Genomic DNA, 15589 nt, shown 5'->3' on the forward strand with positions numbered 1-15589 from the left:
ATGAAAATGGTAAATAATGCGCGAACAGTATAGCAAAAAATACCGCGTTTGTCACCGCAATGGCCACAATCTAAAGCGGTTCAATATCGCCTTGCTCCCGAAGCGCGTGGAATTGCGATTGCCAATCTGCGAATGTGCCCTGTGAAATCGCGTCCCGCATTCCCTGCATGATTTCCTGAAAGTAATGCAGATTGTGCCAAGTCAGCAGCATGCCCGAGATCATCTCATTCGAGCGGAACACGTGATGCAAGTAGGCGCGAGAATAACTTGAACACGCGGGGCATGTGCAGTTCTCATCCAGCGGGCGCGGGTCGTCAGCATGGCGGGCGTTCTTGATATTGACCACACCGTAACGCGTGAACACCTGCCCGGTGCGACCCGACCGCGAAGGTAGAACGCAATCCATCATATCTATCCCGCGTGCAACGGCACCTACGATATCATCAGGCTTGCCTACGCCCATCAGATAACGCGGTTTATCCTGGGGCAAGAAGTCAGGCGCATAGTCAAGGCAGCTGAACATGGCCTCCTGCCCCTCACCCACGGCAAGGCCGCCGACGGCGTAGCCTTCAAAACCGACCTGCTTAAGCGCCTCGGCACTTTCTTCCCGCAGATCCTGTTCCAGCCCGCCCTGCATGATCCCAAACAGGGCATGTCCGGGGCGGTCTCCAAACGCTTCACGCGACCGCGCAGCCCACCGCATCGAAAGGCGCATGGACTCGGCGATACGGTCGCGATCGGCGGGCAGCGCAGGGCATTCATCAAAGCACATGACGATGTCCGAGCCCAAAAGCCGCTGGATTTCCATCGACCGTTCCGGCGTCAATTCGTGCTTCGAGCCATCGACGTGAGATTTAAAGGTCACGCCCTTCTCGGTCAGTTTGCGCAGACCGGCCAGCGACATCACCTGAAATCCGCCAGAATCCGTCAGGATGGGCCGGTCCCAGTTCATGAACTTGTGCAGGCCTCCCAAACGATCGATACGCTCGGCCGTTGGGCGCAGCATCAGATGATAGGTGTTGCCCAACAGAATATCGGCACCCGTGGCACGCACACTTTCCGGCATCATCGCCTTGACGGTCGCGGCTGTGCCCACAGGCATGAACGCCGGCGTTCGCACCTCACCGCGCGGCGTGTTGATCACGCCTGTGCGGGCCTTGCCATCGGTGGCTTTCAGGTCGAAAGAAAATCGCTGGGTCATGGTAACGCCTTGGATCGCTGAACCGGGCAGGCTTTGCCCGATCTGCAAGGGCATTGCAACCCGTCAGGGCAACGAGGCTACACGGTCCGTAAACAGGCGCACCACCCCTGCCCCATCGACATCCCGGCACACTCGCACTGGTGGCCGTGCAGGGTCAGGACGAGTCGCACCGATCTCAGCCCCGTCCAACGCCACCTGCACACCCGTTTCGACCATTTCGAACATCGGTTCATGGGTGCAGGCGATAACGGCAGTCGAGTCATGCAGTCCGCACCCTTCAAGCCCACCGATCTCTTTGTAGAACTTTAAATAGAAGCGCGAGATATCACGCAGAAAACCACCCATGTCAGGGGAACGTTCAGCGAGCGCCTCAAAATCAGCGGTCTCGTAGAGCGTTTTCAGAGTCACATCCAATCCCACCAGAATCGTAGGCGGCGGCGCGGCAAAGACTTCGTCTGCAGCTTTGGCATCGTGATAGATATTCGCCTCGGCATGTTCGGTGATGTTGCCCGGGCAGAATACAGCACCACCCATGATAACGAGCTTGCCAAGATTGTCCGCAAACTCGGGGTCCAATCGCATGGCATCAGCGATATTGGTCAATGGCCCAACCGCACATACAACCAGTTCACCGCGATGGGTGCGCGCCATGTCGACCAGAAACTCGGCGGCAGACAGGGCGTGGTTTTCGCCTATCTCATCAATCTTGGTCAGGTCACCAAAACCTTCGGGGCCATGCACATGTTCCGAAGGTGAATGCGTGGTCTCTCCCAAAGCGAATGGCGCGCCTTGGGCCACGGGAATGCCCAGCCCTAGTTTGTCCACCAGAAACCGCGCATTGCGGCTGGATTGATGCACATGGGTGTTGCCGAACACGGTGGTCAGGCCGATCAGGTCAATTTCGGAGGCAGCGGCGGCATAGGCAATGGCCATTGCGTCGTCGATGCCGGGGTCCGTATCTATTATCAGTTTCATCCTCGTCCGATAACGCAAACACCAGTGGGATGCAAAGCTGCCACAAAAGGGAATTTCTGGCCGGTATGAACGCTTTCACAGATTTGCATTCCAGCCTGTACAATCCATACCAGAGTTGAAATTGAGCGATTCAATCCCAATATGTATACCATAGTACACAATAAATGAGGACAGTATGATAGAAGACCAGATTATCGGACTGATTACTTCAAACATTATCTACCTGCTGGCAGCGGCGCTTATTGCCATTGTCATCTTCAAGGGCATCAAGATCGTGCCTCAATCCGAGAAATACGTTGTTGAACGGTTTGGCCGCCTGCATTCGGTGCTTGGGCCCGGGATCAATTTTATCGTTCCTTTTCTAGATGTTGCCCGCCACAAGATATCTATCCTTGAGCGTCAGTTGCCAAACGCAACGCAAGACGCAATTACCAAGGACAATGTTCTGGTGCAGATCGATACCTCGGTGTTCTACCGCATTCTCGAGCCGGAAAAGACGGTCTATCGCATCCGCGATGTCGACGGTGCGATTGCAACGACCGTAGCCGGTATCGTCCGCGCCGAGATCGGCAAGATGGACCTGGATGAAGTGCAATCGAACCGGGCGCAACTAATTGAACGTATTCAGGAAAGTGTCGAAACCGCCGTTGACGATTGGGGGATCGAAGTAACCCGCGCCGAGATTCTGGACGTGAACCTCGATCAGGCCACTCGTGACGCGATGTTGCAGCAATTGAACGCCGAACGTGCCCGCCGCGCACAGGTGACCGAGGCCGAGGGCCAAAAGCGTGCCGTTGAGCTGCAGGCAGATGCCGAACTTTATGCGGCAGAGCAGACCGCCAAGGCCCGCCGAATCTCGGCTGAGGCCGAAGCTTATGCGACTCAGGTCGTGGCAAAGGCCATTCAAGACAACGGGCTGGAAGCGGCACAGTATCAGGTTGCGTTGAAACAGGTGGAATCGCTGAACGCCCTAGGCAACGGCACCGGCTCGCAGACCATCGTTGTGCCTGCAAACGCCCTTGAAGCCTTCGGCAATGCCTTCAACATGCTTAAAGGAGGAAAATGATGGCCGATCCATTCTGGCTGACGTGGTGGATTTGGTTGGCCGGAGCGCTTGCTCTGGGCATCCTTGAGGTCGCGCTGCCCGGCTTCATTTTCCTGGGTTTTGCCATCGGTGCAGCCATTACCGGAGTGGTTTTGCTGATCCCTGGCCTCACGCCATCCCTGCCTGTTCTGCTGTTGATATTTGCCGTTCTGTCACTGGTCGCATGGCTGGTTCTGCGCCGTATGTTTGCCTTGCCGCACGGCCAAGTCAAAACCTTCAAGCACGACATCAACGACTGATCTGTCGTGGCGCCCAAATCAGGCGCCACGGCACCTCTGGACGCTGCCCGGCACTTTCCCTATATAATTTCTCAGGTAACAGACCCGAGGCATCAATGACCCACCCCAGTGAACAGTTCGAAGGCAGCCCCCTAATCGCTCCCTCGACCATCGATCACCCGCTCTACGAACCCGTGGTCGAAGCTTGCCGGACGGTGTTTGACCCAGAAATACCGGTCAATATCTACGATCTCGGTCTGATCTATACGATCGACATCACCGGAGAAAACGCGGTCAAGGTGATCATGACCCTCACTGCGCCAGGTTGTCCTGTCGCAGGCGAAATGCCCGGTTGGATCGTGGAAGCAATCGAACCCGTTGCAGGCGTCAAAGAGGTCGACGTCGAACTGACTTGGGAGCCACCTTGGGGCATGGAAATGATGTCAGATGAAGCCCGGCTTGAGCTGGGTTTCATGTAACTCTCGATTTACTCACAAAAAACATGGCGATGTTACAAAACGGTGTACTGCGTGTTACTTAACCGTTTTCATGTTGTCACAATGCTGGGTCACAAGGTCCTCAGGTACTGACCCAGTGATTAAGCATTCGTTTTTCGATCTGCTGGACGTGCTGGCGCAGGATGTCGAGTCGCGGGCGTCTTATCCGATTGCCCCGCTAAATTGACATACTTCGTGAATTGCATGGGCCTCTGACCATAGCCATCCCCCATTCAATTGGCCCATTCCGGGCCGCTCTTGCCCGAGAGCGGCCCTTTTTGTTTGATTATTCTATGTTACAGGTCGATTTGATTTCAGCAGCGCGCGCGTCCAGCTCTTTTATATAGTCGCCTGACAGCATCTTCAGGTGCTTGCTCTCGGTTCCTGTGACGAGACCCAGCAAGGCACCGGCAGGGAGGATCGAGAACACGCTTTCAGCCTGCTGGTCCTCGGCATGTTTCTTTTCAGCTGCGATTGCGCGCAGATCACCGGGTGCGGTAGCACAGTTGACCGGGTGCCGTTTTGTGTCATCTATCGCAAGTGCCGCAGACGCGGACGCCAGCAACATAGATGTGAAAATGGCTGCTCCTGCCCAGTTCTGCGCTCTCATCGATCCAAACCTCTCTGGAATGCCTGTCCTTTACTTCAGGTACGCTAAAGCTTTGCGCACCATCGTGACAACCCTGCGCGGAGTGTGTATTTGAACAGGCTCTCTCTTGAGCCCGGCGCGTGTCGGCCTTAGATTAGAGATAACGCGCGATAACGGAGCCCACCATGTTTGGCATTCCCGGCAAACAAGCCGTGACCATGACACCTAAAGCTGCTGAACAGATTGTTCGGCTTATGAAATCCGGCGGTCACACCGGATTGCGCATCGGCGTCAAGAAAGGCGGCTGTGCGGGGATGGAATACACCATGGACTACGTCGATGATGCCGACCCGAACGACGAAGTGGTCGAGCAGGATGGCGCGCGTGTAATGATCGCCCCCATGGCGCAGATGTTCCTGTTCGGAACCGAGATCGACTACGAGGTTTCACTGCTTGAGGCCGGGTTCAAGTTCCGAAACCCGAATGTAGTCGATGCATGCGGATGCGGAGAATCGATTAAGTTCGACGAAACCTTGGCTGAACAACGCTAACTCGCAGCTTTTAGGTGGACGTAGGTCTCGTTAAATCGCCGCGTCAGGTGCTCTCCGGCGCGGATCGTGGCGTATGAACCCGGCGGCGCAACATTTGTGTCGTAAGAAGGATTAAAGAACAACGGAACCGAGATCCTCTCGTTCACGCTGCCTTTGACTCTATGCTCGGTCGCTTTGACTTCACCTGCCGTCCAAAACTCCAGCATCTCCCCGAAATTGATTATGAATTGTCCCGGCGTGGCGTTTACAGCTTGCCAATCGCCATCAGGCATACGAACTTCCAGACCCGGTGTGCCGTCCGTGGCCAGCAAAGTCAGGCAGCCATAATCCGTATGCGCGCCGATACCAAAGTCCTTTTCTCCCGCCCAATCAGGGCGTTGCGGATAGAAGTTACCGCGCAGCAGCGCCATTGGTGTATCAAAGGCGGCATCAAAACTGTTTGCATCCCTACCGATGGCAATCGCAATCGCGCGCAAAACGCGAATGGCAACTGAGCAGGCGTCTGAATAGTAACTCTGGATCGTTCTCCGAAAGGCGTCGGCCCCGTCTGGCCAGAGATTTGGGGCATACACACTTAATCCCCGCCCCGCATAGGGATCATCGGCTGGCAGTTCAAAACCGCTATCAAAGACTTCTTTGAAATCCGGGTTCGCCCTGAGATCCACCTGTTCGGAACGCGGCGCACCCCAACCGCGGTTGGCACCCGTAGCTGCCATATCGACGCTCTGCTTGATCTCATCGGGTTGACGAAAAAAATCGCGATACGCGTCGATCACCTGCTTCACACGGGCGGCATCAAGGCCGGAATTGAAGATCGTTAGAAATCCGATCTGGCGAACAGCACGTCTCAGCTTTTCCATCTCAGCTGGATCACGCAGATCCAATTTGGCGAGATCGAGATCGTCTATCATGCCATCCTCCGCAACAACGCGCGCAATGTGTCCTGACAAGTAGCGCTATGCAACCGGAATTGTCAGCCCCGCCTGCGGGTGATATCCGAGGATTCAAAGCAGAAAACCGGAGGGATCGCGATGCGGCGTAAGTTGGCGGCAGGCAACTGGAAAATGAATGGAACTGGCGTTGCGCTGAGCGAGTTGGAAGCGTTGAAAGCCTCGCACCCATCTTCTGCGGTAGAAATCCTGATATGCCCACCAGCCACTTTGCTTCATCGCGCGGCAAATACGGTTGAAGGTTCGGGCATTACTGTTGGTGGCCAAGACTGCCACGCGGCGCTCTCGGGTGCGCATACCGGGGATCTGAGTGCCGAGATGCTGTTGGATGCAGGGGCGAGCGCAGTGATCCTTGGCCATTCCGAGCGCCGTGAAGATCATGCTGAGCAGAACGAAGACATTCGTGCCAAAGCCCGCACCGCCATGGATGCAGGCCTGAAGACGATCATCTGCGTCGGTGAAAGCCTTGAGCAGCGCGAAGCAGCAAATACTCTGGATATCATCGGTGGACAGATGTCGGGTTCGATCCCGGATCAAGCGACAGGCGAGAACCTGATTGTCGCATATGAGCCGATCTGGGCCATCGGCACCGGCAAGGTTCCAACTTTGGAAGAGATCGGAGAAGTGCACGATTTCATACGCGCACGTCTGGAACGCCGATTTGGCGAAGGTGTCGGCCGGTCAGTCCGCCTGCTGTATGGCGGATCGGTCAAACCCGGTAATGCTGCCGAGATTTTTGGCGTTTCAAATGTTGACGGAGCGTTGGTGGGTGGCGCCAGTCTGAAAGCAAATGATTTCTCGGGCATCATTCAGGCGCTTGAAAGCGCCTGATCGCCAACCTCATTCGGCAATATCTTCGGCCCAAAGCGCGGGCTTCTCTTCGATAAAACGCTTCATCAATGCAATGCAGTCCGGGTCATTTGCGATGATGACCTCGACACCACGATCGCGCAGGAAGTCCTCATTGCCGCCAAAATTCACGGTGTCTCCGATCACAACGCGCGGAATACCGAACTGTACGATCGTGCCAGAACACATCATGCAAGGCGACAGCGAGGTATAGAGCACAGTATCGCGATAGGTCTTCTGCCGCCCTGCCTTGCGCAGCGCATCCATTTCCCCATGGGCGATCGGGTCGCCCAGTTGGACACGCTGATTACGCCCTTGTGCGACGACCTCACCAACCCGCGCAAGCACTGAACCGATTGGGCAGCCTCCTTCGTCAAATCCAGCTTTCGCCTCATCATAGGCAACGCGCAGCAAGCGTGCATCGGTGTCGGTCAGCATAAGCAGGTGTCCTTTGTTCGGAGTTGTTTCGCAAAGCTGCCCGACACCACAACGGCGGTCAACGCTTAGGCCAGTTTCATGATGACCAAACCCGTCACGATTAGAACCGCAGCGCCGATCCGCATGGGCGTCAGCGCTTCACCCAGGAACAGGATGCCAATAGTGAACGCCCCTACTGCGCCGATCCCGGTCCAGATCGTATAGGCGGTACCAAGCGGCAGATCCCGCATGGCCATTGCAAGCAGGCCAAATGACCCGATCATCGCAACACCCATGATCGCCGTCGGCCACAGCCGCGTGAAACCAGCGGTCTGCTTCATCGCGACGGCCCAGACGATTTCGAGCAGGCCAGCAAACAACAGTAATATCCAGGGCATAAGAACACCTCACTTTCCGAGATCGGGTCGTCCCGAATAATCGTCCATGATGGTGAGGTCGTCCTCTGACCCTCAGATATGCGTTTGGGCATCAGTTTCAAGACAAAAAAAACCGGGCGGATTACACCGCCAGGTTCATATGCTCGGTTTAACCGATCTAGTTGGTTATGATCTCAGGCCCCATGAATGTGTTGGGCAGGAATGTCGAAATCCACGGGATATACGTAACCATGATGAGGAAGACGAACAGCACGGCCAAGAACGGCAACGCTGCCTTCACAACACTCATCATCGGCATACCTGCCACGCCCGAGGTTACGAACAGGTTCAACCCGACCGGAGGCGTGATCATCCCGATCTCCATGTTCACCACCATGATAATGCCCAGATGGATCGGATCGATACCCAACTCGATGGCAATCGGGAAGACCAGCGGGGCCACAATGACCAGCAGACCTGAGGGCTCCATGAACTGGCCACCGATCAGCAGGATCACGTTGACCACAATCAGGAAAGTCACTGGCCCCAGACCCGCCGATAGCATGGCGCTTGCGATATGCTGGGGCACCTGCTCATCCGTCAGCACATGTTTCAGGATCAGCGCGTTGGCGATCACGAACAGCAGCGTGACAGTCAGTTTGCCCGCCTCGAAAAGTGTATGCTTGGTGTCGGGGTGCACAAAGGCCGTGATCAACGCATAGGGTTTCTTGAGCAGCGAGATGTTCTGCGCATCCCCTTCGGTGCTGAGCGGACCCATATCCTTGTAGACAAAACTTGCGATCAGGAACGCATAGACGGCAGCAACAGCCGCGGCCTCGGTCGGGGTAAAGATACCTCCGTAGATACCGCCGAGGATGATGACGATCAGGAACAGACCCCAACCGGCCTCGCGCGCCGAGGTGAAAACTTCGCCCCAACCTTTCCAATCGCCTTTGGGAAGGTTCTTGACCTTGGCCATGACGTAAATGGTGATCATCAGCATCAGACCAGCCATCAAACCCGGAATAACGCCCGCAAGGAACATCCGCCCGACCGAAACCTCCACGGCTGCCGCATAGACCACCATCACGATTGATGGCGGAATCAGAATGCCCAGTGTCCCTGCGTTACAGATCACACCGGCGGCGAATTCCTTGGAATAGCCCACCTGACGCATGCCAGCGATGACGATCGACCCGATTGCCACAACTGTCGCCGGAGACGAACCCGACAAGGCCGCAAACAACATACACGCGAAGACGCCAGCAATTGCCAGACCTCCGGGCAAGTGCCCCACACAAGCGATCGAGAACCGGATGATCCGCCGCGCCACTCCACCTGTGGTCATGAAAGATGACGCGAGAATGAAAAACGGGATAGCCAAGAGGGTGAAATGTCCCTCAAACGCCTCGAACAGCGTGCCAGCGACCGAAGCCAATGAGCTGTCGGAATAGATCAGCAGGAATAGGGTCGAGCTGAGACCAAGTGCCACCGAGATCGGAACTCCGATCAACAATAGGCCAATGACCATCGAGAAAAGTAGTACGACGTCCATCAGTCATGCTCCCCCTGCTGGGCGCGGACTTCTTCGATCTCGTCCTCAACCTCGTGGCTAGCTACAAGGCGATCAGTTTCACCGCGCCAAATCTGTACTGCGACCTGTGCAAAACGGATCACCAGCAGCAACATCGAAAGAGGCAGAACGAAATACGGAACGACCTTGGGCAGTTTCTCGTAATATTCGCCATAGTTGATCATATCTTCCAGAAACCGCAGCGGCGCGACCATCGGGATATCATCAACTTCATAGAAGCTCTGGCTGCGCGCACTCATGTCAAAGCCGGTCGGAAACCAGCGACCCGAGGTGGGCGGCAGATCGGCAAACACTGCCCAGTAGTCATACGAACCCTTGAGCAGGAGCAGAGAAAACACCAGACAGCAAGCCACGGCTATCAACGCCAAAACCCGGCGTGGCGCGGGGGCCAGCATGTTCAGGATCGCATCAACACCCAGATGTGCATGCTTTTTCACTGCATAAGACGCACCCAGCAGCACCAACCAACCGAAGGTGAATACTGTCAGTTCCAGCGCCCAAAGAATGTTAGAATTGAATACAAACCGCGCGATCACATTGGCGAAGGTGACAATTGTCATCAGACCCAACAGGCACGCAATCATGGTTTCTTCGATATGGTCGACCAGCCCGCCTTGGCCGGGTTTCGCACCAGACATCTCTCTGTCCCCGCATTTTTTTGATGAGAGTGGTGGGAGTGTGGCGGGCCATTAAGGCCCGCCCAGCCTATGCGTCCATAACTCCCCAGTCCCCGGACGCGTGGCTTGAACCGGGATCAGAACCCGGCGTTGATCGCCTGTGCGGCGTCGATCTTGTCCTGACCAACGTCACCGGCAAATTTGTCCCAGACTGGCTTCATCGCATCGACCCAGGCCTGGCGCTGCTCGGGGTTCAGTTCCCGGATGATGCCCCCTGCGTCAGTGATCGAAGCCTTGGCAGCTTCGTTTACGGAAAAGGCCTCCTTGTTACGGGTCTCGGTCACTTCGGCGAGAATCGTCAGGAATTGATCGCGAACTTCAGGCTCCAGGCTGTCCAGCCAGTCAACTGAGGTTACAACCAGATAATCGATGATACCGTGGTTCGTTTCTGTGATGCCGTCCTGCACCTCGAAGAACTTCTTGCCGTAGATGTTCGACCAGGTGTTTTCCTGCCCGTCAACAACGCCCTGTTGCAGAGCACCGTACACTTCCGAGAACGCCATCTTCTGTGGGCTGCCACCAATTGCTTCCATCTGGGCAACCAATACGTCCGAAGACTGAACGCGGAACTTCAGGCCGTTCGCATCCGAAGGATCTTCCAACGGCTTGTTTGCAGACATCTGCTTCATGCCATTGTGCCAGAATGCCAGCCCTTGAAGGCCGCGGCGCTGCATGCTGTCTTTCATCGCCTGACCATCAGCCGAGGCTTGGAACGCATCCACAGCATCGATGTTCTTGAACATGAACGGCAGATCGAACAGGCGGAATTGCTTTGTAAATTTCTCGAACTTCGACAGCGAGGGCGCGGCCAACTGCACGTCGCCCTGCAGCATCGCTTCAAGAACCTTGTCATCGTTGTAAAGAGTGGAGTTCGGATAAACCTCCATGCACATCACGCCGTTCATCTCGTCATTGACGCGCTGCTCAAGCAGCGAAGCGGCGATGCCCTTGGGGTGTTTGTCCGTATTGGTCACATGCGCAAACTTGACGACGATCTCGCCATCATCGCAAGCTGCTACACCAGCGGTCGCTGTCACGGACAGTGCGATTGCGGTTGCTGCCGTTGTCAGGAATTTCATCAGTCTTATCCTCCCAGACTTCCCTAAAACTTCCATCGAGCGCCCAATCAGCGCCGTATGTTGCGGAGTGAACCGAATCGGCTCCTCACTCTCAACATTTTGTTTAGATGTTGCTGAAATCTGTTTTTTCCAAATAATTTCTTACGGTTAAATGATGTCCGTTATAAATCTGGTGTTTCGGCAGAACTACGCTGTGCGATTTTTCGCACAGGCAGTCAGCACCTTGTGCGAATTTCCGCACAATATCCGAATCGATGCGAGCGAATCGCTCGCTTAAGCCACAGCGCAACCGCAGTTCGCCCTAGCGGAAGTGTTTTGCTAACGACGATAGTCTTCTGGCCTAATGTGGTAGCGGGTCAGCTTGTCATAAAAAGTTTTGCGCGGCAGCTTCAGTGCCTTGGCGGCATCCGCAGCCTTGCCATTGTGGCGCCCAAGGGCTGCAATCAGCAAAGACCTCTCAACACGCGCCAATTGCTCGCTCAACCCCAGATCAGCGGCCTGTGCAACCTCATCCGGCATCCCCAACACAAACCGCATTGCCGCCGACATCAACGATCGGGCATTGCCCGGCCAATCCTGCGCCATCAGCGAGGCCAGATGCTCGGGTGTCACTTCAGGTTCCGCAATCCCGGCCTGCTCAGCGGCCTGCGCCACATAGCGGCGAAAGATGACGGGGATATCCTCGGGCCGTTCTGACAGGGCCGGGATTCGCACCCGCATGACATCCAACCTATAGAACAGATCGGCATTGAACCTTCCCTGTGCAGTAAGGTCCGACAAATCGGCCGTTGCCCCTGCGATGATTCTGGCTTCCGTCCCTTGTTCGATCAGTTCCAGCGCGGCGTATTGCGTGGCATCCGACATCGCCGAGATCTCATCCAGATACAGCGATCCGCCTGCCGCATCCTTACAGACACGCAACAAATCATCCGGGTTCAGGCCTGAGGCAGGGCGTTTGACAAATGGCCCCTGTCCAACCGGAGACATCAGATGGACAACTTCAGCGACCTTTGAAACTCCGCTACCCGCTGGCCCGGTAACCAGTACCTCGGCCCGTGTTGGCGCTACGCTCCGCACTCGCTCACGCAAGGCCTCGGCTTGATCTGACAACCCAAACAGCATGCGTGCTGCGGGATCGCCACGCTCAAGTTCGCGCCGTTGCTCGCGTTCCTGCAGAATTTCTGCGCGCGCGGCAAAGGCTCGTTCGAGTACCGCCAATAAGTCCGCTGCTGCACAGGGCTTTTCCAGAAAATCAAATGCTCCCTGCCCCATGGCCTGTACCGCCATCGGGATATCGCCTTCACCTGTCAGCAATACCACCGGAAGCTCAGGATCAACCTCGCGCGCGTATGCGAGCAGATGAAACCCATCCCGCCCCGGCATGCGAATATCCGAGATGATCACACCGCCGAAGTCACGATGAATATGATCCTTTGCGGCCACGAAAGATCCCGCGGTGACCGGTTCATACTCGGCCAATTCGAGGGTTTGCGCCAAGGCCTCACGTACGGCGGCATCATCATCGACCAAAAGCACTTTGCGGATCATGCTGCCTCATCTTCTTCAAAGGGTTCCAGTTCAACCGTGAATTCAGCACCCTCGTCCGTGTTGGCACCGCGAATATCCCCCCCGAAGCTCTGAACCAGACCGTAGGATATCGACAGCCCCAGCCCCATCCCCTCGGACGTCCCAACTGTTTTTGTGGTGTAGAACGGCTCAAACACGCGGTCGGGGTCCTCGATGCCGGGTCCGGTATCCCGCACAGACACGCGAATAGGCTTCCCCCCTGACAGAGTGACCAATATCCTGCGCGTCGGTCGATCGACCATCGCATCCGCTGCATTATTGATTAGGTTGACAAACACCTGCACAAGACGCACCTCTCCACCCCAAGCATAGACCGCAGTCTTTGGCGGCACCCACTCCAACGCGACATTCTCATCGCGCAGGCGCGCCTCAGTCAATTCGGTGGCAGTGTTCAGAACCTGAACCAGATCAACGCGCCCCATTGGTTCGCTTTCATTTCTCGCAAAAGCCCGCAGGTTCTTGATGATCCGCGCCATGCGTGCGGCCATATCGGAAATACGGCCCAGATTTTCGCCAGCTCTCTGGCCCTTGCCGCGCTCAAGAAAGGCGGACCCGTTGTCGGCGAACTGCTGAATCGCCATCAAGGGCTGGTTCAATTCATGACTGATGCCAGCCGACATCTTGCCCAAAGCGCTCAACTTACCAGCCTGAACCAAATCGGCCTGCGCTTGTTTGAGCGCGGCCTCCGCCTCCTGCCGCTCGGCAACTTCGTGGCGCAAAGCGCTATTAGCCGCCGTCAAGGCGCGCGTACGTTGCGCGACCCGGCTTTCCAGCACGGTATTTGCCTCTGCAAGTGTCCGACGGCGTTCCGAGGCCAGAAACAACAAAGCACCAAAGGCGAAACAGATCGCCGCAACCGCCGCCGCCTGCAACCCCGCCAACCGGCGCGCCGGGGCGACATCAACCAGCATCTCTGCGGTCATCGCAATCACCGGAAGATCGAGCGTCAGATGCAGGGCGCGACGGGGCAGATAGCGACCCCAATTGAGCTTCCACACTTCATATCCCGCAATCCAGGTTGAGGCGAAATCGACATTCTCACCTTCGGGTGACATCAGGCCCTGCTGCCCTTGCCCGCGGCGCCATAGTAGCAGATCCGATCGGTTCGAGATAAAGACAACCCCATCCGTATCAACGAAAAACACCGCATCGGTGCTACCGCGCCAAGTTTGTTCAACGTCCTGCACATCGGCCAGAACCATCAACGCGCCTTGTATCTGCCCCAATTCCCCAAATGCAGGGGCCGCATATGAATAGATGCGATCGCCGCTTGCGTCTTCGACCCCATGCGCGCTGCCTAAGGCACCTTGCATGGCGCGCTCGAAGGCCGGATGTGCGGACATATCGCGTTGCGTCACCGGTTGGGCCGCGACAAGAACCTGCCCCTCCGGATTCAGGTACATAACGTTAACGGCAGCGGTTTTGTCTGCCACATCCAGCAGCACCTTTCGGGCGGCCCGTTGCTGTTCTGATGTTTCTAGCTCCTGCAAAGCAGGATGATCCGCCATCAAGGCGGCCACTTCCTGATAGACCTGCATTTGCGTGCTCAGACGGTCGGCGGCCAGTTCCAAATCAGCCTCGGCCTTCTCGCTCAGTTGCGACAGGGCCTGACGATAGCCATAAGTCCAGACCGCCGCTGACAGCAATCCGACCGCGCATAAGAAACCGGCTATGATCCAAAAACGTTGCATATCTAGGGTCTTGCATTCAGCAGCCGCCATGGCAAGTCTGCACCGCATGAAGACGCTGACCCAATCCCCGACCGACCCGGCATTCGTGCAAAACCCATACCCCTTTTATGACAGCGCACGTCAGTTGGGCGATCTGTTCTACTGGAAAGACTACGGCCTTGTCGCGGCTGTCTCGCACAAAGCGGTGCAAATTCTGCTGCGCGATCGTCGCCTCGGGCGTGAAATCCCAGCGGAACTTGCAAAACCCGGCCCAGACCATCTTGCACCCTGGCTAGAAGTCGAATCCCATTCGATGTTAGAGCTTGAACCCCCGCGTCATACTCGATTGCGTTCTCTGGTACTGCGGGCGTTTACCTCTCGCGCGATCACGGCGCTTGAGGGGTCCACTGAACAGTTGTGTCTCGATTTAATCCAGCAGTTCCCCGACGGTCCGTTTGATCTGTTGGAAGCCTTTTGCACCCAAGTGCCCGTGATCACGATCTGCCGTCTGCTTGGTGTGCCGGAAGACATGGCACCGCAACTGTTGCAGTGGTCGCACGCCATGGTGGCCATGTATCAGGCAAACCGGACGCGCCAGACCGAAGACGAAGCCGTCCGTGCCACACAAGCCTTTACCACCTATCTCGAAGAATACATCGAAAAACGCCGCACTGACCCGCGTGACGATCTGATCACCCGGTTGATCGCGGCAGAGGAAGATGGCGAAAAACTCTCGCGGGACGAACTTATCACGACCTGCATTTTGTTGCTGAACGCCGGTCACGAGGCCACCGTGCACGCTATTGGCAATGGCGTGAAGACTATGTTGACGACGGGTACACAGCAGTATGTCCTGACGCCCGGCACCATCGACGGCGCAGTCGAGGAAATCCTGCGTTTCGATCCACCACTGCACATGTTCAGACGCTATGCCTATGAAGACATTGAACTCTTCGGTCACCGCTTTGCGCGTGGTGACGAAGTTGCCTTGCTTCTGGGCGCAGCCAATCGCGACCCTGCTGCTTGGTCCCAACCCGATACATTCGACCCGATGCGAGATGTAAGCGCTAATACTAGCTTTGGTGGTGGCCTTCACTTCTGTGTGGGCGCTCCGCTGGCCCGGCTTGAGATGCGGATCGCCCTGCCCATCCTGTTCCAGCAATGCCCAAAGCTAGAGCTGACGGCAGAGCCGCAATATTCGGACAGCTACCATTTCCACGGGCTGACCAAACTCATGGTAGCGGTCTGACTTA

At 56.3% G+C, this 15589-nt stretch carries 17 protein-coding genes; 6 read left to right on the top strand and 11 right to left on the bottom strand.

Going from position 1 to position 15589, the window contains the following annotated elements:
• Window positions 1-70 precede the first annotated feature (70 nt).
• Together tgt and ACRZ96_RS03425 are read right to left on the bottom strand one after the other, a co-directional pair.
• A complete protein-coding gene (gene tgt, locus ACRZ96_RS03420) occupies window positions 71-1201 on the bottom strand; it encodes a tRNA guanosine(34) transglycosylase Tgt (RefSeq protein WP_170393702.1) in 1131 nt (376 codons plus the stop codon).
• Between the two features lie 63 nt (window positions 1202-1264).
• Window positions 1265-2176: a nucleoside hydrolase gene (locus ACRZ96_RS03425; RefSeq protein WP_480704707.1), complete on the bottom strand. Its 912-nt coding sequence runs from the start codon at window positions 2174-2176 to the stop codon at window positions 1265-1267.
• Window positions 2177-2351: 175 nt separating this feature from the next.
• Between ACRZ96_RS03425 and ACRZ96_RS03430 the strand changes: the two genes are divergently transcribed.
• From ACRZ96_RS03430 to ACRZ96_RS03440, 3 genes are all read left to right on the top strand, one after another.
• Window positions 2352-3242, top strand: coding sequence for an SPFH domain-containing protein (locus tag ACRZ96_RS03430; RefSeq protein WP_170393209.1), 891 nt, complete (start codon window positions 2352-2354; stop codon window positions 3240-3242).
• Window positions 3242-3520, top strand: coding sequence for an NfeD family protein (locus ACRZ96_RS03435; protein ID WP_170405488.1), 279 nt, complete (start codon window positions 3242-3244; stop codon window positions 3518-3520). Before ACRZ96_RS03430 ends, ACRZ96_RS03435 begins: the two co-directional genes overlap by 1 nt.
• 95 nt (window positions 3521-3615) lie before the next feature.
• Window positions 3616-3978 (top strand): SUF system Fe-S cluster assembly protein, encoded by a 363-nt coding sequence (locus ACRZ96_RS03440; RefSeq protein WP_170393211.1) that lies wholly within the window; start codon window positions 3616-3618, stop codon window positions 3976-3978.
• A gap of 304 nt (window positions 3979-4282) precedes the next feature.
• Here the strand turns inward: ACRZ96_RS03440 and ACRZ96_RS03445 are convergent, their stop codons facing one another.
• Entirely contained in the window at window positions 4283-4606 is a 324-nt protein-coding gene (locus tag ACRZ96_RS03445; protein ID WP_170393212.1) for a hypothetical protein, read from the bottom strand.
• A 164-nt stretch (window positions 4607-4770) separates the two neighbouring features.
• Between ACRZ96_RS03445 and ACRZ96_RS03450 the strand changes: the two genes are divergently transcribed.
• Window positions 4771-5136: a HesB/IscA family protein gene (locus ACRZ96_RS03450; protein WP_170465407.1), complete on the top strand. Its 366-nt coding sequence runs from the start codon at window positions 4771-4773 to the stop codon at window positions 5134-5136.
• Here ACRZ96_RS03450 and ACRZ96_RS03455 read toward each other — a convergent pair.
• Window positions 5133-6047 carry an isopenicillin N synthase family dioxygenase gene (locus tag ACRZ96_RS03455; protein WP_480704704.1) on the bottom strand — a complete coding sequence of 305 codons (915 nt, stop codon included), beginning with the start codon at window positions 6045-6047 and terminating at the stop codon, window positions 5133-5135. The genes ACRZ96_RS03450 and ACRZ96_RS03455 overlap by 4 nt on opposite strands.
• Before the next feature lie 120 nt (window positions 6048-6167).
• On the opposite strand from ACRZ96_RS03455, the gene tpiA reads away from it, so the two are divergent.
• Window positions 6168-6917, top strand: coding sequence for a triose-phosphate isomerase (tpiA, locus tag ACRZ96_RS03460; RefSeq protein WP_170465411.1), 750 nt, complete (start codon window positions 6168-6170; stop codon window positions 6915-6917).
• A 9-nt stretch (window positions 6918-6926) separates the two neighbouring features.
• On the opposite strand, the gene ACRZ96_RS03465 is transcribed toward tpiA, so the two are convergent.
• The 7 genes from ACRZ96_RS03465 to ACRZ96_RS03495 all read right to left on the bottom strand — a co-directional run bounded on the left by ACRZ96_RS03465 (window position 6927) and on the right by ACRZ96_RS03495 (window position 14357).
• Window positions 6927-7373, bottom strand: a complete 447-nt coding sequence (locus tag ACRZ96_RS03465; RefSeq protein ID WP_170645982.1) for a nucleoside deaminase — start codon at window positions 7371-7373, stop codon at window positions 6927-6929.
• Between the two features lie 65 nt (window positions 7374-7438).
• Window positions 7439-7750, bottom strand: coding sequence for a DMT family transporter (locus tag ACRZ96_RS03470; RefSeq protein ID WP_170562909.1), 312 nt, complete (start codon window positions 7748-7750; stop codon window positions 7439-7441).
• 157 nt (window positions 7751-7907) lie between these two features.
• Window positions 7908-9284 (bottom strand): TRAP transporter large permease, encoded by a 1377-nt coding sequence (locus ACRZ96_RS03475; RefSeq protein ID WP_480771408.1) that lies wholly within the window; start codon window positions 9282-9284, stop codon window positions 7908-7910.
• The gene (locus tag ACRZ96_RS03480) at window positions 9284-9961 is read right to left on the bottom strand and encodes a TRAP transporter small permease (RefSeq protein ID WP_170393219.1); all 678 of its coding nucleotides are present in this window, start codon (window positions 9959-9961) and stop codon (window positions 9284-9286) included. The genes ACRZ96_RS03475 and ACRZ96_RS03480 overlap by 1 nt, the downstream gene beginning before the upstream one ends.
• A 116-nt stretch (window positions 9962-10077) precedes the next feature.
• Window positions 10078-11079, bottom strand: a complete 1002-nt coding sequence (locus tag ACRZ96_RS03485; RefSeq protein ID WP_480438504.1) for a DctP family TRAP transporter solute-binding subunit — start codon at window positions 11077-11079, stop codon at window positions 10078-10080.
• A gap of 318 nt (window positions 11080-11397) precedes the next feature.
• Window positions 11398-12627 carry a sigma-54-dependent transcriptional regulator gene (locus tag ACRZ96_RS03490; RefSeq protein WP_170393221.1) on the bottom strand — a complete coding sequence of 410 codons (1230 nt, stop codon included), beginning with the start codon at window positions 12625-12627 and terminating at the stop codon, window positions 11398-11400.
• On the bottom strand, window positions 12624-14357 hold the full coding sequence (locus tag ACRZ96_RS03495) for an ATP-binding protein (protein ID WP_170421367.1): 1734 nt from the start codon (window positions 14355-14357) through the stop codon (window positions 12624-12626). Before ACRZ96_RS03495 ends, ACRZ96_RS03490 begins: the two co-directional genes overlap by 4 nt.
• A gap of 46 nt (window positions 14358-14403) precedes the next feature.
• On the opposite strand from ACRZ96_RS03495, the gene ACRZ96_RS03500 reads away from it, so the two are divergent.
• Complete coding sequence (locus ACRZ96_RS03500) at window positions 14404-15585, top strand: cytochrome P450 (RefSeq protein ID WP_480704698.1); 1182 nt, start codon at window positions 14404-14406, stop codon at window positions 15583-15585.
• Window positions 15586-15589: the final 4 nt, after the last annotated feature.

The sequence above is a fragment of the Ruegeria sp. CF1 genome (assembly GCF_056537445.1).

Coding starts and splice junctions, on each gene's coding strand:
- ACRZ96_RS03490 (WP_170393221.1), bottom strand. CDS start 12,627: ATGATCCGCAAAGTGCTTTTGGTCGATGATGATGCCGCCGTACGTGAG.
- ACRZ96_RS03470 (WP_170562909.1), bottom strand. CDS start 7,750: ATGCCCTGGATATTACTGTTGTTTGCTGGCCTGCTCGAAATCGTCTGG.
- ACRZ96_RS03465 (WP_170645982.1), bottom strand. CDS start 7,373: ATGCTGACCGACACCGATGCACGCTTGCTGCGCGTTGCCTATGATGAG.
- ACRZ96_RS03455 (WP_480704704.1), bottom strand. CDS start 6,047: ATGATAGACGATCTCGATCTCGCCAAATTGGATCTGCGTGATCCAGCT.
- ACRZ96_RS03480 (WP_170393219.1), bottom strand. CDS start 9,961: ATGTCTGGTGCGAAACCCGGCCAAGGCGGGCTGGTCGACCATATCGAA.
- ACRZ96_RS03450 (WP_170465407.1), top strand. CDS start 4,771: ATGTTTGGCATTCCCGGCAAACAAGCCGTGACCATGACACCTAAAGCT.
- ACRZ96_RS03430 (WP_170393209.1), top strand. CDS start 2,352: ATGATAGAAGACCAGATTATCGGACTGATTACTTCAAACATTATCTAC.
- ACRZ96_RS03485 (WP_480438504.1), bottom strand. CDS start 11,079: ATGAAATTCCTGACAACGGCAGCAACCGCAATCGCACTGTCCGTGACA.
- tpiA (WP_170465411.1), top strand. CDS start 6,168: ATGCGGCGTAAGTTGGCGGCAGGCAACTGGAAAATGAATGGAACTGGC.
- ACRZ96_RS03425 (WP_480704707.1), bottom strand. CDS start 2,176: ATGAAACTGATAATAGATACGGACCCCGGCATCGACGACGCAATGGCC.
- tgt (WP_170393702.1), bottom strand. CDS start 1,201: ATGACCCAGCGATTTTCTTTCGACCTGAAAGCCACCGATGGCAAGGCC.
- ACRZ96_RS03440 (WP_170393211.1), top strand. CDS start 3,616: ATGACCCACCCCAGTGAACAGTTCGAAGGCAGCCCCCTAATCGCTCCC.
- ACRZ96_RS03500 (WP_480704698.1), top strand. CDS start 14,404: ATGAAGACGCTGACCCAATCCCCGACCGACCCGGCATTCGTGCAAAAC.
- ACRZ96_RS03475 (WP_480771408.1), bottom strand. CDS start 9,284: ATGGACGTCGTACTACTTTTCTCGATGGTCATTGGCCTATTGTTGATC.
- ACRZ96_RS03445 (WP_170393212.1), bottom strand. CDS start 4,606: ATGAGAGCGCAGAACTGGGCAGGAGCAGCCATTTTCACATCTATGTTG.
- ACRZ96_RS03435 (WP_170405488.1), top strand. CDS start 3,242: ATGGCCGATCCATTCTGGCTGACGTGGTGGATTTGGTTGGCCGGAGCG.
- ACRZ96_RS03495 (WP_170421367.1), bottom strand. CDS start 14,357: ATGCAACGTTTTTGGATCATAGCCGGTTTCTTATGCGCGGTCGGATTG.